The sequence below is a fragment of the Streptomyces coeruleorubidus genome (assembly GCF_008705135.1).
Classification (GTDB): domain Bacteria; phylum Actinomycetota; class Actinomycetes; order Streptomycetales; family Streptomycetaceae; genus Streptomyces; species Streptomyces coeruleofuscus.
Map to the genome: position 1 here is coordinate 7,555,179 of NZ_CP023694.1, position 15,949 is coordinate 7,571,127.

Below are 15,949 nucleotides of genomic sequence, written 5' to 3' on the forward strand. Positions count from 1 at the left end.
TTCCGGACGAGAAAGGCACCTGATCACCGTGACGGCGATTCCCAGCTTCACCGGCGACGCGAACCCCTACGGAGGCGGCGACCCGTACGCGGACTACCGCACCGCCGACTTCCCCTTCACCCAGTACGCCGACCTCGCCGACCGGCGCCTCGGCGCCGGTGTCATCGCCGCCAACGACGAGTTCTTCGCCCAGCGCGAGAACCTGCTGGTGCCCGGGCGCGCCGAGTTCGACCCCGAGCACTTCGGGCACAAGGGCAAGATCATGGACGGCTGGGAGACGCGCCGCCGCCGGGGCGCCTCCGCCGAGCACCCCTGGCCGACCGCGGAGGACCACGACTGGGCGCTGGTCCGCCTCGGTGCCCCGGGCGTGGTCCGGGGGATCGTCGTCGACACGGCGCACTTCCGCGGCAACTACCCGCAGGCCGTGTCCGTCGAGGGCACCTGCGTGCCGGGCTCCCCGTCGCCGGAGGAGCTCCTCGGGGACGACGTGAAGTGGACGACCCTCGTTCCGCGCACCCCGGTCGGCGGCCACGCGGCGAACGGCTTCCCCGTCGCGGTCGAGCAGCGCTTCACCCACCTGCGGGTCAACCAGCACCCCGACGGCGGCATCGCCCGCCTGCGCGTGCACGGCGAGGTCGTCCCGGACCCCGCCTGGCTGGAGGTGCTCGGTACCTTCGACGTCGTCGCCCTGGAGAACGGCGGCCGGGTCGAGGACGCCTCCGACCTCTTCTACTCGCCCGCCACCAACACCATCCAGCCGGGACGCTCCCGCAAGATGGACGACGGCTGGGAGACCCGGCGCCGCCGTGACCAGGGCCACGACTGGATCCGCTACCGGCTGGCCGCCCAGTCCCGGATCCGCGCCCTGGAGATCGACACCGCGTACCTCAAGGGCAACAGCGCCGGCTGGGCCTCGGTATCCGTGCGCGACGGCGAGGACGGCCAGTGGCGGGAGATCCTGCCCCGCACGCGCCTCCAGCCCGACACCGACCACCGCTTCGTACTCCCGGTCCCGGCCGTCGGCACCCACGCGCGCGTCGACATCTTCCCGGACGGCGGCATCTCCCGGCTGCGGCTGTTCGGCTCCCTGACGGAGGACGGTGCGCGGCGCCTCGCGGCGCGTCACCAGGAACTGGGCGGCTGAGCCGGCCCCACCCCAGGGGGCGCACCGGCCCGACAGCACCGGTGCGCCCCCTGTCTCAGTACCGGTGCGCCCCCTTCCTCACGCCGCGTGCCCGCCGTCCACGGCGAACTCCGCACCGGTGACGTACGTCGCCCCGGCCAGATACGCCACCATCGACGCCACCTCGTCCGCCGTCCCGAACCGCCCCAGCGCCGTCATCGCCGCCTGGCCGGCCGCGTACGGCCCGTCCGCCGGATTCATGTCGGTGTCGATCGGCCCCGGGTGGACGAGGTTCGCCGTGATCCCGCGCCCGCCCAGCTCCCTGGCCAGCGCCTTGGTCATACCGGCCAGGGCCGCCTTGCTCGTGGCGTAGAGCGTGCCGCCGGGCCCCGGCACGCGCTGCGCCATGCAACTGCCGATCGTGATGATCCGCCCGCCCTCGGGCATGCGCGCGGCGGCGGCCTGGGAGGTCAGGAAGACCCCGCGCACGTTGACGGCGAGGACGCGGTCCACGTCGGCGAGCGACAGGGTCTCCAGTGGCCCGAGCACCCCCACGCCCGCGTTGTTCACCAGGATGTCGAGGCCGCCCAGCGCCTCGGCCGCGGCGGTCACGGCACCGGCCGCCTCGGCGGCGTCCGCCGCGTCCGCGCGCACCGCCACCGCCCGGCGCCCCAGCTCCTCCACGGCCCGTACGACGTCCTCGGCCGCCTCCTTGCCGTTCACGTAGCCGACCGCCACGTCCGCGCCCTCCCGGGCCAGCCGCAGGGCCGTCGCCGCGCCGATGCCACGGCTCGCGCCGGTCACGAGCGCCGCCTTGCCGTTGAGAGTTCCGAGATTTCCGAGAGTTCCTTGAGAAGTCATGGGTCCATCCCACCGGCCGGCCGACACCGGGGCTGGCGGTGAACGGACGTCGAGGTGGGCTCCTCGGGTTCCCGCGCCGCGGGAGCCGTACGGCCGAGCGATGAGTTGCGGACGCCCACGGGGTCTGAACCGATGACAACAGACCCGACCGTTTCCGAGAAGAAGGGCACCCGCCATGGGCAAGCTCGTCTCCACCCTCTTCGTCACCCTCGACGGCGTCTACCAGGCCCCGGGCGGCCCTCACGAGGACACCCGGGGCGGCTTCACCCACGGCGGCTGGAGCTTCCCGTACGCCGACGAGGACTTCGGCCGCTTCATCGACGAGGTCTTCGCACGGCCGCACGCCTTCCTGCTCGGGCGCCGCACGTACGACATCTTCAACACGTTCTGGCCGAAGGTGACCGACCCCGCCGATCCGGTCGCCTCGAAACTCAACGCCCTGCCGAAGTACGTCCCGTCCTCGACGCTCAAGGACCCCGAGTGGGCGGGCACCACCGTGCTCACCGGCGACCTCGCCAAGGAGGTCACGGCCCTGAAGGAGCGCACCGACGGCGAGATCCAGGTGCACGGCAGCGGCGCCCTCGTCCGGTCCCTGCTGGCGCACGGCCTCGTCGACTCGCTGCATCTGCTGACCTTCCCGGTCGTGCTCGGCGCCGGGTTCCGGCTGTTCCCGGAGGGCGCCGTACCGACCGCCTTCCGGCACGCCGGAGGGAGCGTCACCAGCACGGGCGTCTCGATCCAGACGTACGAGGTGGCGGGCCGTCCGGAGTACGGCGAGTACGCGCTGCCGGAGGACGCGTAGCCGCCCCGCCCCGGCGTCCTCACCGGCCCTGGTGAACAGCGCGTGCGGGCGCCGGGCGGAGGTTAACTTCCCGCTAACTCATCGGACTTGACGGGAAAATCTCCGGGCTTGTCATTGACATGCCACTGTCTACGCGCGTCATCATGTGCGCATGAATTTCCCCCCACGCGCCTCGCGGCTCGGCGCAGCAGCCGCCCTCCTGTCCGCCCTCCTCGTCGGCGGTACCGTCTCCGCCACCACGGCCGACGCGGCCCCCACCGCCGTCGGCAGCATCTGCTACGGCGACCTGCCGTCCCAGGCCCACGACACGCTCGACCTGATCGAACAGGGCGGCCCCTTCCCGTTCGAGCAGGACGGCACCGTCTTCCAGAACCGGGAGGGCATCCTGCCGAGCCAGTCGTCCGGCTACTACCACGAGTACACGGTCATCACCCCCGGCTCCTCCACCCGCGGTGCGCGGCGCATCGTCACCGGTGAGGAGAACCGGGAGGACTACTACACGGCCGACCACTACGAGTCGTTCGACCTGGTCGACTACGGCTGCTGAGCCGGGCGGTCACCTCCGTGAACGCCGGCCGGAAGTCCGCCCGCGTGCTCAGACGGACTTCCGGCTCCCGGCCGCCGCGAACAGGGCGACACCCAGCACGAGCAGGACGACGCTCGCGTAGATCTCGTAGCCGTCGAGGAACCCAAGTCGTTGCACGAGGCCCCAGTTCCAGTCGGTGAACTCGTGTACCAGGCCCGCCACGCCCTGTACGAGGGCGAGGAAGCCGAGAATCTCCAGCACCTGCTTCATGGCACGAGCCTCGCCCCGCGGACCCCCCACGCACATCGGCCGCGGGGCGAGCGTCCGTTGGACGGAAGTCCCCGTCCGGACCCCGTCGGCCGCGCCGAAAGTCTGCGATGCGGTGACTTTGGTCGACGATTCCGGCCAGAGTGAGGTGAACGCGCCCGGACCTGCGTAGATTTGCCGACCGTGAGTGGTGACAACGCGGGGCAGGCCTCCCCGGTGCTGACGGGCGAGACACCTGCGTTGTTCACCGGGCGCAGATGGTTCGTCCCCTCCGCCCTGCTGCACGAGCTCGACCCCGACGCCGCACGGGCCGGGCAACGGCCCCGGCGCACCGCCCGCGACTGGGTCGTCGACTTCTCCTGCTTCGTGGTGGCCGTGCTGGTGGGCGCGGCCGCCATCGAGGCGCTCAACAACAACCCCCATGTCCCGGAATGGCTGGCCGTCGTCGACCAGCTGACCGGGGCGCTGGCCTGCGCGGCCGTCTGGCTGCGCCGCCGCTGGCCGCTGGGGCTCGCCGTGGCGATGGTCCCCATCACCTTCCTCTCGGAGACGGCGGGCGGGGCGGGTCTGATCGCCCTGTTCACCCTCGCCGTGCACCGTCCCTTCCGCTACGTGGCCTGGGTGGGCGGCATCAACGCGGCCCTGGCCCCGCTGTACTACTGGGCGCGCCCCGACGCGGACGTCCCCTACCTGGTGAGCGTGCCCTTCGCCATGGTGCTCACCCTGGCGATCGTCGGCTGGGGCATGTTCGTACGGTCCAAGCGGCAGCTCATGGTGAGCCTCAGGGACCGGGCCCGGCGGGCCGAGACGGAGGCGCGGCTGCGGGCCGAGCAGGCGCAGCGGCTCGCCCGTGAGGCCATCGCGCGGGAGATGCACGACGTGCTGGCCCACCGGCTGACCCTGCTCAGCGTGCACGCGGGCGCCCTGGAGTTCCGGCCCGACGCACCCCCGGCGGAGACGGCGCGGGCGGCGGGGGTGATCCGGGAGAGCGCGCACGAGGCCCTCCAGGACCTGCGCGAGATCATCGGAGTCCTGCGGGCGGGGGAGCCCGACGACACGGGCCGGCCGCAGCCGACGCTCGGCGCGCTGGACACCCTTGTCGCCGAGTCGCGTGAGGCCGGCATGAAGGTGGCCCTCGACCACCGCGTCGACGACGCCGGCACCGTCCCGTCCTCCGTCGGCCGCACCGCGTACCGGATCGTCCAGGAGGGCCTGACCAACGCCCGCAAGCACGCCCCCGGCACGGAGGTCACGGTGTCCGTCACCGGCGCACCGGGCGACGGCCTCACCGTCTCCGTGCACAACCCGCCCCCCGAGGGCGAGGTGCCGCCCGTCCCCGGCTCCGGCCAGGGCCTGATCGGCCTGACGGAACGAGCGACCCTCACGGGCGGCCGCTTGGAGCACGGCCACACCCCGCAGGGCGGGTTCGAGGTCCGGGCGTGGCTGCCGTGGGCCTGCTGACTCCTCGGCACTTCGGGATCGCGCGCATGCCGACCCCATGACCCCAGGTCCCAAAGCGAGTTGACTTGGCTGTGACGATGGCTGATGTTTGTGCCGTCTTCAGCACCGTGAGTAACGGAAGGGACTTGCACGTGAGTTTCGGGGGACCCACCAATCCGTACCAGCCGCCCGGGCCGCCGAACGGCGGACCGTATCCGCCGCCTCCGGCCAACGGCCCCTACATGCCGCCGCATTACGTGCCGCCTCAGCCGGGCCCGGCGCCGTACGGCTACCCGCACCCTCAGCCGTACCCCCCGCACCCGCACACGCACCCACAGCCGTACCCGTACGTCCCCCAGCCGTACCCGCACCCGCAGCCGTACCCGTACGTCCCCCAGCCGCCGCCGGGCACCCGCGGCCCGGGCCGGGGCGGTCTGCGCGGTGGCGAATGGCCGTCGGTCCGCGAGCTGTTGCGGCAGGGGCAGCCGCGGGTCTCCGGCTGCATGTGGCTGGTGCTGCTCGCTCCGTGCACCTGGTTCGCGTTCCTGCCGCTCGTGCTGGGCTACTCGTTCGCGCGCTCGGCCCGCAACCTCGCCCACCGGCTGTTCCCGCACACGCACCGAGCCGTCGACGACCGGCACGTGACGCGCGTGCAGAAGGTACGGGCCTGGACCGCGGCCGCCATGTCCCTGCTGCTGCTCGCCATGTACGGCAAGCCGGAGGACGTCGCCGAGGCCCAGGAGCAGTACATGATGCGGCTGGCGGTCACCCCGCCCCTGCTGCTCCTGAGCGCACCCGTCGTGATCGCCGTGCTGTTCCGGTGGGCGTCGGCGGAGACCAGGTCGGCCATGCGGGTGCGGGTGCGGGCCGCCCTGCGGTCGGCCGGCTGGTACATCGGAGCCGTGACGGCCGTCCCGCTGCTCGGCGGGGCGATCATGCTGCTGCACCGGAACCAGACGCCCTCCTCCGGTTCGGCGGGCGCCGCCCCCTGGCTGATCCTCGCGACCGCCCTGCCCCTGGCCTGGCTGCTGTTCTTCGTGGGGTTCGCCACCGGTCCGGCCATCCGCACCGGCTTCAACACCGCGGCCGTGCACGCCGCGCTCCCCGCCCTGCTGACCGGCACGCTGGTGTGGGAGTTCACCGCCATCAGCCTGCTCGCCGGCGGCCTGCCGCCCGGACCGCCGATGATCCAGGCCCTCGCCGTCATCGGCGGTCCCGCCTCGGTGACGGCGGTGGTCTGGTGGGAGATCAGCCGCCTGCGCGCCCTGTTCGGGGTGACGCTGCGCGCCTGAGCACACGGCCGGTCAACACCGCGTTCCGGCCAGGGCGTTGGCGCGGACCGGCGCCCGTCCGGCCCCGCATCCGCCCCGGCCGTGATTACGTATGGCCCATGACTGCGATCAGACTGCTCCTCGTCGACGACGATCCGCTGGTGCGGGCCGGACTGTCCTTCATGATGGGCGGGGCCGACGACATCGAGATCGTCGGCGAGGCGGCCGACGGCGGCGAGGTGGAGGCGCTCGTCGACCGCACCCGCCCGGACGTCGTGCTCATGGACATCCGGATGCCGACGGTGGACGGTCTCACGGCCACGGAGCGGCTGCGCGCCCGCAAGGACGCTCCCCAGGTGGTGGTCCTCACCACCTTCCACGCCGACGAACAGGTCCTGCGGGCGCTGCGCGCGGGCGCCGCCGGATTCGTCCTCAAGGACACCCCGCCCACCGAGATCCTCGCGGCGGTACGCCGGGTCGCGGCCGGCGACCCGGTCCTGTCGCCCACCGTGACCCGCCAGCTGATGCTGCACGCGGTCGGCACCGCCGCCGACACCCGCCGCACACGCGCGCGTGCACGCATGGCCGCCCTCAACGACCGCGAGCGCGAGGTCGCCGTCGCGGTCGGCCGGGGCCTGTCCAACGCCGAGATCGCCACGGGCCTGTTCATGAGCGTCGCCACGGTCAAGACGCACGTCTCCCGCATCCTGGCCAAGCTCGACCTCAACAACCGGGTGCAGATCGCCCTGCTGGCGTACGACGCGGGACTCCTGGAGGAGGAACAGGAGGGCCACGGCCACTGACCGCCTCGCGGGCCCGCCGTCACACGAAGGGGGCGGCGGCCCCGCCGGGGATCTCCGCGAGGTGCACCGGCCTGCGCTCCCGGCGCGACAGCTCGCACGCCTCGGCGACGCGCAGCGCCTGAAGCGCCTCGCGCCCGTCGCAGGGGTTGGCCCGCTCGCCCCGAACGACCTCGACGAACGCGTTCAGCTCCGCCTCGTAGGCGGGGCCGAAGCGCTCCAGGAAGCCCGTCCAGGGCTTGTCCGCGGCCGGCGGCCCGGTCGGCTCGGTGGACGCGATCGGCGTACGGTCGTCCAGGCCGACCACGATCTGGTCGAGCTCCCCGGCCAGCTCCATGCGCACGTCGTAGCCGGCCCCGTTCAGGCGGGCGCCGGTGATGGTGGCGAGCGTGCCGTCGTCGAGGGTGAGGAGCGCGGCACCGGTGTCGACGTCGCCCGCCGCGCGGAACATCGCGGGCCCGGCGTCGGATCCGGCCGCGTACACGTCCGCCACCTCCCGGCCCGTCACCCAGCGCAGCACGTCGAAGTCGTGGATCAGCGTGTCCCGGTACAGCCCGCCGGACAGCGGCAGCCACGCCGCGGGCGGCGGGGTCTGGTCACTGGTCAGCGCCCGCACGGTGTGCAGCCGCCCCAGCCTGCCGGAGCGCACGGCCTCGCGGGCGCCCGTGTATCCGGCGTCGAAGCGGCGCTGGAAGCCCATCTGGAGCACCGTCCCGGCCGTCTCCACCTCGGCGATCGCGCTCAGTGTCCCCGGCAGATCCAGCGCGATGGGCTTCTCACAGAACACCGGCAGGCCCGAGCGAGCTGCCCGACCGATCAGTTCGGCGTGGGCCGACGTCGCCGTCGTGATCACCACGGCGTCGACCCCCCACCGGAAGATCTCCTCCACGCCGGGCGCGGCCGTCTCACCCAGCCGGTGCGCCAGGTCCTGGGCCCGCGAGACGTCCGCGTCCGTGAGGATCAGGGAGCCGACGTCGCGGTGCCGGCTGAGGGTGTTCGCGTGGATTGTGCCGATACGGCCCGTTCCGATGACGCCGATGCGCATGAAAACAAAGTGCGTGCCCAGCCCGCCCCTGTCAATCTGAATGTCCGGACAATCTGACTACACAACTTCCCGTCAACAACGCACGGAGCTACGCTCGGCCCGTGCCGAAACCAGAAGTGGACCCGACCGTGCAGCTCGAGCTGAGCGTGGACCGCAGCTCTCCCGTGCCGTTGTACTTCCAGCTGTCCCAGCAGCTGGAGGCCGCGATCGAGCACGGCACGCTGACCCCCGGCAGCCTGCTGGGCAACGAGATCGAGCTCGCCGCCCGGCTCGGCCTGTCCCGGCCGACCGTCCGCCAGGCCATCCAGTCGCTCGTCGACAAGGGCCTCCTCGTACGCCGCCGCGGTGTGGGCACCCAGGTCGTGCACAGCCAGGTCAAGCGCCCGCTGGAGCTCAGCAGCCTCTACGACGACCTGGAGGCGGCGGGCCAGCGCCCGGCCACCAAGGTCCTCGTCAACACGCTCGTCCCCGCCTCCGCCGAGGTCGCCGCCGCACTCGGCGTCGCCGAGGACAGCGACGTCCACCGCGTGGAACGCCTCCGCCTCGCCCACGGCGAGCCCATGGCCTACCTCTGCAACTTCCTGCCCCCCGGCCTCATCGACCTCGACACCGGCCAACTGGAGACCACGGGCCTGTACCGCCTGATGCGCGCGGCCGGCATCACCCTGCACAGCGCCCGCCAGTCGATCGGCGCCCGCGCGGCGACGACGGTGGAGGCGGAACGGCTGGCGGAGGAGACGGGGGCCCCGCTGCTCACCATGCAACGCGTCACGTTCGACGACACGGGCCGCGCGGTCGAGTACGGCACGCATACGTACCGCCCGACGCGCTATTCCTTCGAATTCCAGTTGCTGGTGCGTACTTAAGGGGCGCGGGGAACTGCGCGACCAGCCCCCACGAACCCGCACTCGGCGACGATCCGCACCACCCCTCTGCTCCGCACCCTGCCTCCCCGTGAGGCAGAATCGGCGGCGATGAGCACCTACCGCGACTTCACCGCCCCCATCGGCTCCCGCCGTGCCACCGTGCTCCGCACCGTCGGCACCCGGGAGCGCCGCTCACACCTGACGGCACCCCGCGTGCCGACGGTCGGCATCGACATCGGCGGTACGAAGGTGATGGCGGGCGTCGTGGACGCCGACGGCAACATCCTGGAGAAGGTCCGCACGGAGACGCCGGACAAGTCCAAGAGCCCCAAGGTCGTGGAGGACACCATCGCCGAGCTGGTCCTGGACCTCTCGGACCGGCACGACGTGCACGCCGTCGGCATCGGCGCCGCCGGCTGGGTCGACGCCGACCGCAACCGCGTGCTGTTCGCCCCCCACCTGTCCTGGCGCAACGAACCGCTGCGCGACCGCCTCTCGGGCCGGCTCTCCGTGCCGGTCCTCGTGGACAACGACGCCAACACCGCCGCCTGGGCCGAGTGGCGTTTCGGCGCCGGCCGCGGCGAGGACCACCTCGTGATGATCACGCTCGGCACCGGCATCGGCGGCGCGATCCTGGAGGACGGCCAGGTCAAGCGCGGCAAGTACGGCGTCGCCGGCGAGTTCGGCCACATGCAGGTCGTGCCCGGCGGCCACCGCTGCCCGTGCGGCAACCGCGGCTGCTGGGAGCAGTACAGCTCCGGAAACGCCCTGGTCCGCGAGGCGCGCGAGCTGGCCGCGGCCGACTCGCCGGTGGCGTACGGGATCATCGAGCACGTCAAGGGCAACATCGGCGACATCACCGGCCCGATGATCACCGAGCTGGCCCGCGAGGGTGACGCCATGTGCATCGAGCTGCTCCAGGACATCGGCCAGTGGCTCGGCGTCGGCATCGCCAACCTCGCGGCCGCCCTCGACCCCTCCTGCTTCGTCATCGGCGGCGGCGTCTCGGCCGCCGACGACCTGCTGATCGGCCCCGCCAGGGACGCGTTCCGCAGGCATCTGACCGGCCGCGGCTACCGCCCCGAGGCCCGTATCGCCCGGGCCCAGCTCGGCCCCGAGGCCGGCATGGTCGGCGCCGCCGACCTCGCCCGGCTGGTCGCCCGCCGCTTCCGGCGCGCCAAGCGCCGCCGGGTGGAGCGGTACGAGCGCTACGAGCGGTACACGCAGTCGCTCCGCAGTACCCAGGAGACGCTGTGACCGCATCCCTGCCGCACCAGGGCTCCTGGCCGGACGGCGAGGAACGCCCGGCCGAGGACCGCCGCCACATGATCCGCCGCAGGGCGCTCACCCTGCTGATCATCGTGCTGCTCATCGGCATCCCGGCGGGCTACCTGGTGATCTCCGCGAACCAGAGCCGGGACAGCGGCAAGGACAAGGAGGCGAAGTACTCGGCGACCGGCCTGACCGAGGGCTGGCCCTCCAAACTCCAGCGCCGGATCTACCAGGTGCCCGTCCCGCACCCGGCCTGGCACGTGGCGTACTACGAGACCAACAACTGGAAGACCAGCCGCCTGTACGCCCAGTTCGAGACCAACGCGGCCGGTCTGGACGCCTATCTGACGGGCCTGGGCGTGACCCGGAAGGACCTGAAGAAGGACCACATCACCATCGGCGCCCGCGACCGCAAGGTCACCGGCTGGAAGTTCCCCGAGGGCGACTCGTGGTACGGCTTCGTCCACCGGCAGAAGAACCCCGCGCCCACGCACGACGTGGTGGTGGACCTGTCCAACCCGGCGTACCCCTGGGTGTACGTGGTGTCCCGGACGGTGCCCTGATCCGAAGCCCGGCTCGGCCGGCGCGGCCGCCGGGGCCGATTGTCAGACCCCGCCCGTAGAGTCGGAGACAGCTGATCCGAAACGCGGGCGGGAGGTGGCAGGACGTATGGGCGACACGGCTGTGACAGCCGAGCGGGGGGAGCGGACGGTCCCGGTCCGGCTCCCGGCCGTCTTCCTGCCCGCGCCTGTCCCGCGCGACGGGCGCATGGCCTTCTGGGACCCCGAAGGGGAGCCCCTGCCCGCAGAGGCCACAGAGCTCACCGAGAACACCGAGCTCACCGTCGTACGGCGGCACGGCGCCGGAGTCCGCCGGCGGACCGCCCCGGCGCTGACCCTCCCGCTGGACGAGGCCCTGCCGCTCCTGGTGCGCGCCCGGCACGACCCCGCGGCCCATCCCGCCACCGCCTGCTGGGGCGCCGCCGCCCTGCACGCCCTGCGGCTGACCGCGCGCGGCCGGCTGCTGCCCGGCCTGACCCCCACGGGCCACGACGCCTGGCGCGCCGGCCCGCTGGACCCGGACGACATCGCGCACCTGCGCGCGGTCGCCGCCGCCCTGCCGTACGAGGGACACGCCGTCCCGCTGCCCGGCCCGGGCCCGATCAGCCTGCCCGAACCGGAAGCGCTGGTACGCGCCTTCCTCGACGCGGTCGCCGACACCCTGCCGCGCACCCCGGCCGCACCCCACACCACCGGCAGGCCCTTCGCGGCCCGCGAAGCCCAGCACCTGCCCGACGCCCACGACTGGGCCGCCGAGGTCGCCGCCGGCATGGACGCCGGCGTGCGGGTCTCGCTCCGGCTGGACCTCTCGGCGTACGACCTGTTCGACAACGCCTTCGACGGCGGCGCGCGCGGCGCCGGCGCCGCGATCGTCCAGGTGCACAGCCTCGCCGACCCCACCCTCGTCGCCGACGCGGCGGCGCTGTGGGCGGGCGAGGCGGACGAGGCCTTCGGCCCGCGCGCCCGGGTGGACGCGGCCCTCGCCGTCCGCCGCGCGGCCCGGGTCTGGCCTCCGCTCGACCGGCTCTCCGACCAGGACGTGCCCGACGTGCTGGCACTGACCGAGGAGGAGCTGAGCGACCTGCTCGGCGTCGCGGCCACCCGGCTCGCCGCGGCCGGCGTCGCCGTGCACTGGCCCAGGGACCTGGCCCAGGACCTCTCGGCCGCCGCGGTGGTCCGGCCGGCCCCCGGCTCGGCGACCGACGGCACCGGCTTCTTCGAGAGCGAGGACCTGCTCCAGTTCCGCTGGCAGCTGGCGCTCGGCGGTGACCCGCTCAGCGAGAGCGAGATGGACGCCCTCGCCGAGGCCCACCGCCCGGTCGTCCGGCTGCGCGACCAGTGGGTCCTGGTCGACCCGGCCCTCGTCCGCAAGGCCCGCAAGCGGGACCTGGGGCTGCTCGACCCGGTCGACGCGCTGTCCGTCGCCCTCACCGGCACCGCCGACGTGGACGGCGAGACGGTCGAGGCCGTACCGGCCGGCGCGCTGGCCGCCCTGCGCGACCGCCTCACCGCGGGAGTACGCCCGGCCGCACCGCCGCCCGGCCTGCACGCCACCCTCCGGGACTACCAGCTCCGGGGCCTGGCCTGGCTCGACCTGATGACCTCCCTCGGCCTCGGCGGCTGCCTCGCCGACGACATGGGCCTCGGCAAGACCGTCACCCTCATCGCCCTGCACCTGAAGCGGGCCCGCCGCGAGCCGACCCTGGTGGTCTGCCCGGCCTCGCTGCTGGGCAACTGGCAGCGGGAGATCACCCGCTTCGCACCCGGCGTCCCCGTCCGCCGCTTCCACGGCCCGGACCGCAGCCTGGACGACCTGGACGGCGGCTTCGTCCTCACCACGTACGGCACGATGCGTTCCGCGGCCCCCGCGCTGGCCGGGCAGGTGTGGGGCATGGTCGTCGCCGACGAGGCGCAGCACGTCAAGAACCCCTACTCGGCCACCGCCAGGGCGCTGCGCACGATCCCGTCCCCCGCGCGTGTGGCCCTGACCGGCACGCCCGTCGAGAACAACCTGTCGGAGCTGTGGGCGCTGCTCGACTGGACCACCCCGGGCCTCCTCGGCCCGCTGAAGTCCTTCCGCGCCCGGCACGCCCGTGCCGTGGAGACCGGCGAGGACGAGGAAGCGGTGGAGCGCCTGGCCCGCCTGGTACGGCCCTTCCTGCTGCGCCGGAAGAAGTCCGACCCGGGCATCGTCCCCGAGCTGCCGCCCAAGACGGAGACCGACCACCCGGTGCCGCTCACCCGTGAACAGGGCGCGCTGTACGAGGCGGTGGTCCGCGAGTCGATGCTCGCCATCGAGACCGCCGAGGGCATGGCACGCCGCGGCCTGGTGCTGAAGCTCCTGACGTCGCTGAAGCAGATCTGCAACCACCCGGCGCTGTACCTGAAGGAGGAGCCCCGGGCCGGCGGCGACCGGCTCGCCGCCCGCTCCGGCAAACTCGCGCTGCTGGACGAGCTGTTGGACACCCTGCTCGCCGAAGACGGCTCAGCTCTGGTCTTCACCCAGTACGTCGGGATGGCCCGCCTGATCACCTCCCACCTGGCCACCCGGGCGGTCCCGGTCGACCTTCTCCACGGCGGCACGCCGGTACCGGAGCGGGAGCGCATGGTGGACCGCTTCCAGGCCGGCTCGACCCCGGTCCTGGTGCTGTCCCTCAAGGCGGCGGGCACCGGCCTCAACCTCACCCGCGCGGGTCACGTCGTCCACTTCGACCGCTGGTGGAACCCGGCCGTCGAGGAACAGGCCACCGACCGTGCCTACCGCATCGGCCAGACCCAGCCCGTGCAGGTCCACCGCCTCATCACCGAGGGCACGATCGAGGACCGCATCGCCGAGATGCTCCAGGCCAAGCGCGCCCTCGCCGACGCGATCCTCGGCTCCGGCGAGTCGGCCCTCACCGAACTGACGGACCGCGAGCTGTCCGACCTGGTCTCCCTGCGGAGCACGCCATGACGCCCCGCCCGGCCGACGAGGCGCGCCGGGCCCTGCGGGCGGCCCGCGAGCGGACGGCGTCCGACCCGGCACCGGCTTCCCGTCCCGCGCCCTCTCCTGCCCCGGCCCCCGTCGGGCAGGAGGCACCCCAACCGGCAGACGTCGCCCGTGAGGCGCTGCGGAGGGCGGTGTCCGAACACCGGGGCGGCGCGGGCCCGGCGAGGGACATGGGCGCGCTGCCGGACGCAGATGCCGAGGCGCTCGCCGATCAGCCGGGAGACACCTCGCGGGGCACGCCGGGACCCGCGGGGCCGGGCGGCTCCGACCACCGGGGGGAGATCGGGGAGGCCCCGGCCCCGACGGACTCGGCCGGTGCTCCCAGCGGCGAGCAGGACCGGTCTTCCGCCCCACCCGAGAGCACGGTGACCGCTCCCTCAGGCGGCACCGACCGGCCGGCCCCCCGCGCGGCGGACGTCGCACGCGAGGCGCTGCGCGCCGCTCGGGAGGACGCGCGGCGGGCACGGAAGGAGACGGAGAGCGAAGGGGCCCGGCGCAGGCGGGGGACACGGCAGAGCCGTGTGGACGAGCGGGCGGCGGCCCTCCGGCGGGCGCGCGGAAACGCCGTCGGCGGGGAAGCGCGTGACGTACGGCAGGTGCTGTCCGACGCCTTCCGGATGCCCGCGACGGACCCCGGCGGGACACCCGAGGCCCCGGACGAGACCGGCCATGAGGACGCGCCCTCACCGGGCCCCGGCATCCCCGACGCCGCCCCAGCCACCGCGCCTCCCCATGCCCCCGCCCCTTCCACCACCCCGCCCCCGGTCCCCCGGGCTCCTGGCAGCCTCCACAGCCCCCTGGCCCCCCACTCCATGGCCGCTCCCAACCGCGACAACGAACTCCGCCGCACCTTCCCGGCCTTCCCGCCCCGGGAGCCGGACGACAAGGGCTTCGCCGAGAGCTGGTGGGGGAACGCGTGGGTCACCGCGCTGGAGCAGGGCGCGCTGGACGTCAAGCGGCTGGAGCGCGGGCGGGGTTATGCCGGGCAGGGGCATGTCGACGCCATCACCGTGACGCCCGGCCTCGTGCTGGCGTACGTGCGGGGCAGCCGTCCGCGCCCGTACCGCGTGCAGGTGCGGCTGCGCACGCTCGACGACCAGGACTGGGAGCGGTTCCTGGACGCCGCCGCCGACCGGCCCGGGCACATCGCGGCACTCCTCGACAAGGAGATGCCCCAGTCCCTCGCGGACTGCGGTGTGCCCCTCCTGCCGGGCCCGGGCGATCTGGAGCCGCGGTGCAGCTGCCCCGACCGGGGCCACCCCTGCAAGCACGCCGCAGCCCTCTGCTACCAGACCGCGCGGCTGCTCGACGCCGACCCCTTCGTCCTGCTCCTGCTGCGCGGCCGGGGCGAACGCGAGCTGCTCGACGCGCTGTCCCGGCTGAGTGCCACCCGCGCGGCGCGCGCCGCCCAGGACAAGGGGCCGGCGCCTCTCCCCGGAGTGCGGGCCAGTGACGTTCTCACACCGCGCGCCCTCCCGCCCCTGCCGGCACCGCTGCCGCCGCCCCCGCACCCCGAACAGCCCCCGGCCTACCCGGCGTCCCCCGGCGGCCCGGACCCGTTCGCGCTGGACCAGCTGGCCACGGACGCCGCCGCGCGGGCCCACGCCCTGCTCACGACGGGCCGCGACCCGGTCGGGCAGCTGACGCTCTGGGAAGACGCGGTCCGCCTGGCCGCGGCCCGCCCCGGCTCGGGACTCACCGCGGGCACCCGGGCGCTCTACTCCTCCCTGGCCACCGCGGCGGGCCGCACCCCGTCCGAGCTGGCCCGTGCGGTCGCCGCCTGGCGCCAGGGCGGACCGGAGGGCCTGGCCGTACTGGAGGAGCCGTGGGACCCGCCGGCCGGCCGGTTCGACCGGGCCCGTCCGCTGCTCCTCGCCGCCGACATGCCCGCCTTCCGCCCCTGGCGCAACCACCTCACCCACCCTCACGGCCACGTCCAGCTCCGCCTGGGCCGCGACGGCCTGTGGTACGCCTACGAGTCCGAGCCGGGCCAGGAGGACTGGTGGCCCCGGGGCACCCCCGACCTGGACCCGGTCGGGGCCCTGACGGGGCTGGGCATGGCGAGCGATCTCTGAGCCGGTGCGGGGACGGCCACCAACGTTTCTGACTGCTCGGTTCTCCCCGGTG

14 protein-coding genes are annotated in these 15,949 nt (G+C 73.9%); 11 read left to right on the plus strand and 3 right to left on the minus strand.

The window, feature by feature from the left end:
* Positions 1 to 28: 28 nt before the first annotated feature.
* Entirely contained in the window at positions 29 to 1,144 is a 1,116-nt protein-coding gene (alc, locus tag CP976_RS34845) for an allantoicase (RefSeq protein WP_150483895.1), read from the plus strand.
* Between the two features lie 78 nt (positions 1,145 to 1,222).
* Here alc and CP976_RS34850 read toward each other — a convergent pair whose 3' ends face one another.
* A complete protein-coding gene (locus CP976_RS34850; RefSeq protein WP_150483896.1) occupies positions 1,223 to 1,984 on the minus strand; it encodes an SDR family oxidoreductase in 762 nt (253 codons plus the stop codon).
* Between the two features lie 175 nt (positions 1,985 to 2,159).
* On the opposite strand from CP976_RS34850, the gene CP976_RS34855 reads away from it, so the two are divergent.
* The gene (locus tag CP976_RS34855; RefSeq protein WP_086849845.1) at positions 2,160 to 2,786 is read left to right on the plus strand and encodes a dihydrofolate reductase family protein; all 627 of its coding nucleotides are present in this window, start codon (positions 2,160 to 2,162) and stop codon (positions 2,784 to 2,786) included.
* Positions 2,787 to 2,937: 151 nt separating this feature from the next.
* On the plus strand, positions 2,938 to 3,333 hold the full coding sequence (locus CP976_RS34860; RefSeq protein WP_086849847.1) for a guanyl-specific ribonuclease: 396 nt from the start codon (positions 2,938 to 2,940) through the stop codon (positions 3,331 to 3,333).
* Between the two features lie 48 nt (positions 3,334 to 3,381).
* On the opposite strand, the gene CP976_RS34865 is transcribed toward CP976_RS34860, so the two are convergent.
* On the minus strand, positions 3,382 to 3,582 hold the full coding sequence (locus CP976_RS34865; RefSeq protein ID WP_086600016.1) for a hypothetical protein: 201 nt from the start codon (positions 3,580 to 3,582) through the stop codon (positions 3,382 to 3,384).
* Between the two features lie 180 nt (positions 3,583 to 3,762).
* On the opposite strand from CP976_RS34865, the gene CP976_RS34870 reads away from it, so the two are divergent.
* The 3 genes from CP976_RS34870 (at position 3,763) to CP976_RS34880 (ending at position 7,093) form a co-directional block, all read left to right on the plus strand.
* The gene (locus tag CP976_RS34870) at positions 3,763 to 5,040 is read left to right on the plus strand and encodes a sensor histidine kinase (protein WP_373304849.1); all 1,278 of its coding nucleotides are present in this window, start codon (positions 3,763 to 3,765) and stop codon (positions 5,038 to 5,040) included.
* A gap of 131 nt (positions 5,041 to 5,171) precedes the next feature.
* On the plus strand, positions 5,172 to 6,311 hold the full coding sequence (locus tag CP976_RS34875; protein WP_229875291.1) for a hypothetical protein: 1,140 nt from the start codon (positions 5,172 to 5,174) through the stop codon (positions 6,309 to 6,311).
* A gap of 98 nt (positions 6,312 to 6,409) precedes the next feature.
* Complete coding sequence (locus tag CP976_RS34880; protein ID WP_150483897.1) at positions 6,410 to 7,093, plus strand: response regulator transcription factor; 684 nt, start codon at positions 6,410 to 6,412, stop codon at positions 7,091 to 7,093.
* A gap of 19 nt (positions 7,094 to 7,112) precedes the next feature.
* Here the strand turns inward: CP976_RS34880 and CP976_RS34885 are convergent, their stop codons facing one another.
* A complete protein-coding gene (locus tag CP976_RS34885) occupies positions 7,113 to 8,135 on the minus strand; it encodes a Gfo/Idh/MocA family protein (protein WP_150483898.1) in 1,023 nt (340 codons plus the stop codon).
* 128 nt (positions 8,136 to 8,263) lie between these two features.
* On the opposite strand from CP976_RS34885, the gene CP976_RS34890 reads away from it, so the two are divergent.
* From CP976_RS34890 to CP976_RS34910, 5 genes are all read left to right on the plus strand, one after another.
* A complete protein-coding gene (locus tag CP976_RS34890; RefSeq protein WP_184993911.1) occupies positions 8,264 to 9,001 on the plus strand; it encodes a GntR family transcriptional regulator in 738 nt (245 codons plus the stop codon).
* A 108-nt stretch (positions 9,002 to 9,109) separates the two neighbouring features.
* Positions 9,110 to 10,258: an ROK family glucokinase gene (locus CP976_RS34895; protein ID WP_150483899.1), complete on the plus strand. Its 1,149-nt coding sequence runs from the start codon at positions 9,110 to 9,112 to the stop codon at positions 10,256 to 10,258.
* A complete protein-coding gene (locus CP976_RS34900; RefSeq protein ID WP_150483900.1) occupies positions 10,255 to 10,836 on the plus strand; it encodes a sugar kinase in 582 nt (193 codons plus the stop codon). Before CP976_RS34895 ends, CP976_RS34900 begins: the two co-directional genes overlap by 4 nt.
* 106 nt (positions 10,837 to 10,942) lie before the next feature.
* A complete protein-coding gene (locus CP976_RS34905) occupies positions 10,943 to 13,786 on the plus strand; it encodes a DEAD/DEAH box helicase (protein WP_150483901.1) in 2,844 nt (947 codons plus the stop codon).
* Positions 13,783 to 15,897: an SWIM zinc finger family protein gene (locus tag CP976_RS34910; RefSeq protein WP_150483902.1), complete on the plus strand. Its 2,115-nt coding sequence runs from the start codon at positions 13,783 to 13,785 to the stop codon at positions 15,895 to 15,897. The genes CP976_RS34905 and CP976_RS34910 overlap by 4 nt, the downstream gene beginning before the upstream one ends.
* Positions 15,898 to 15,949 lie beyond the last annotated feature (52 nt).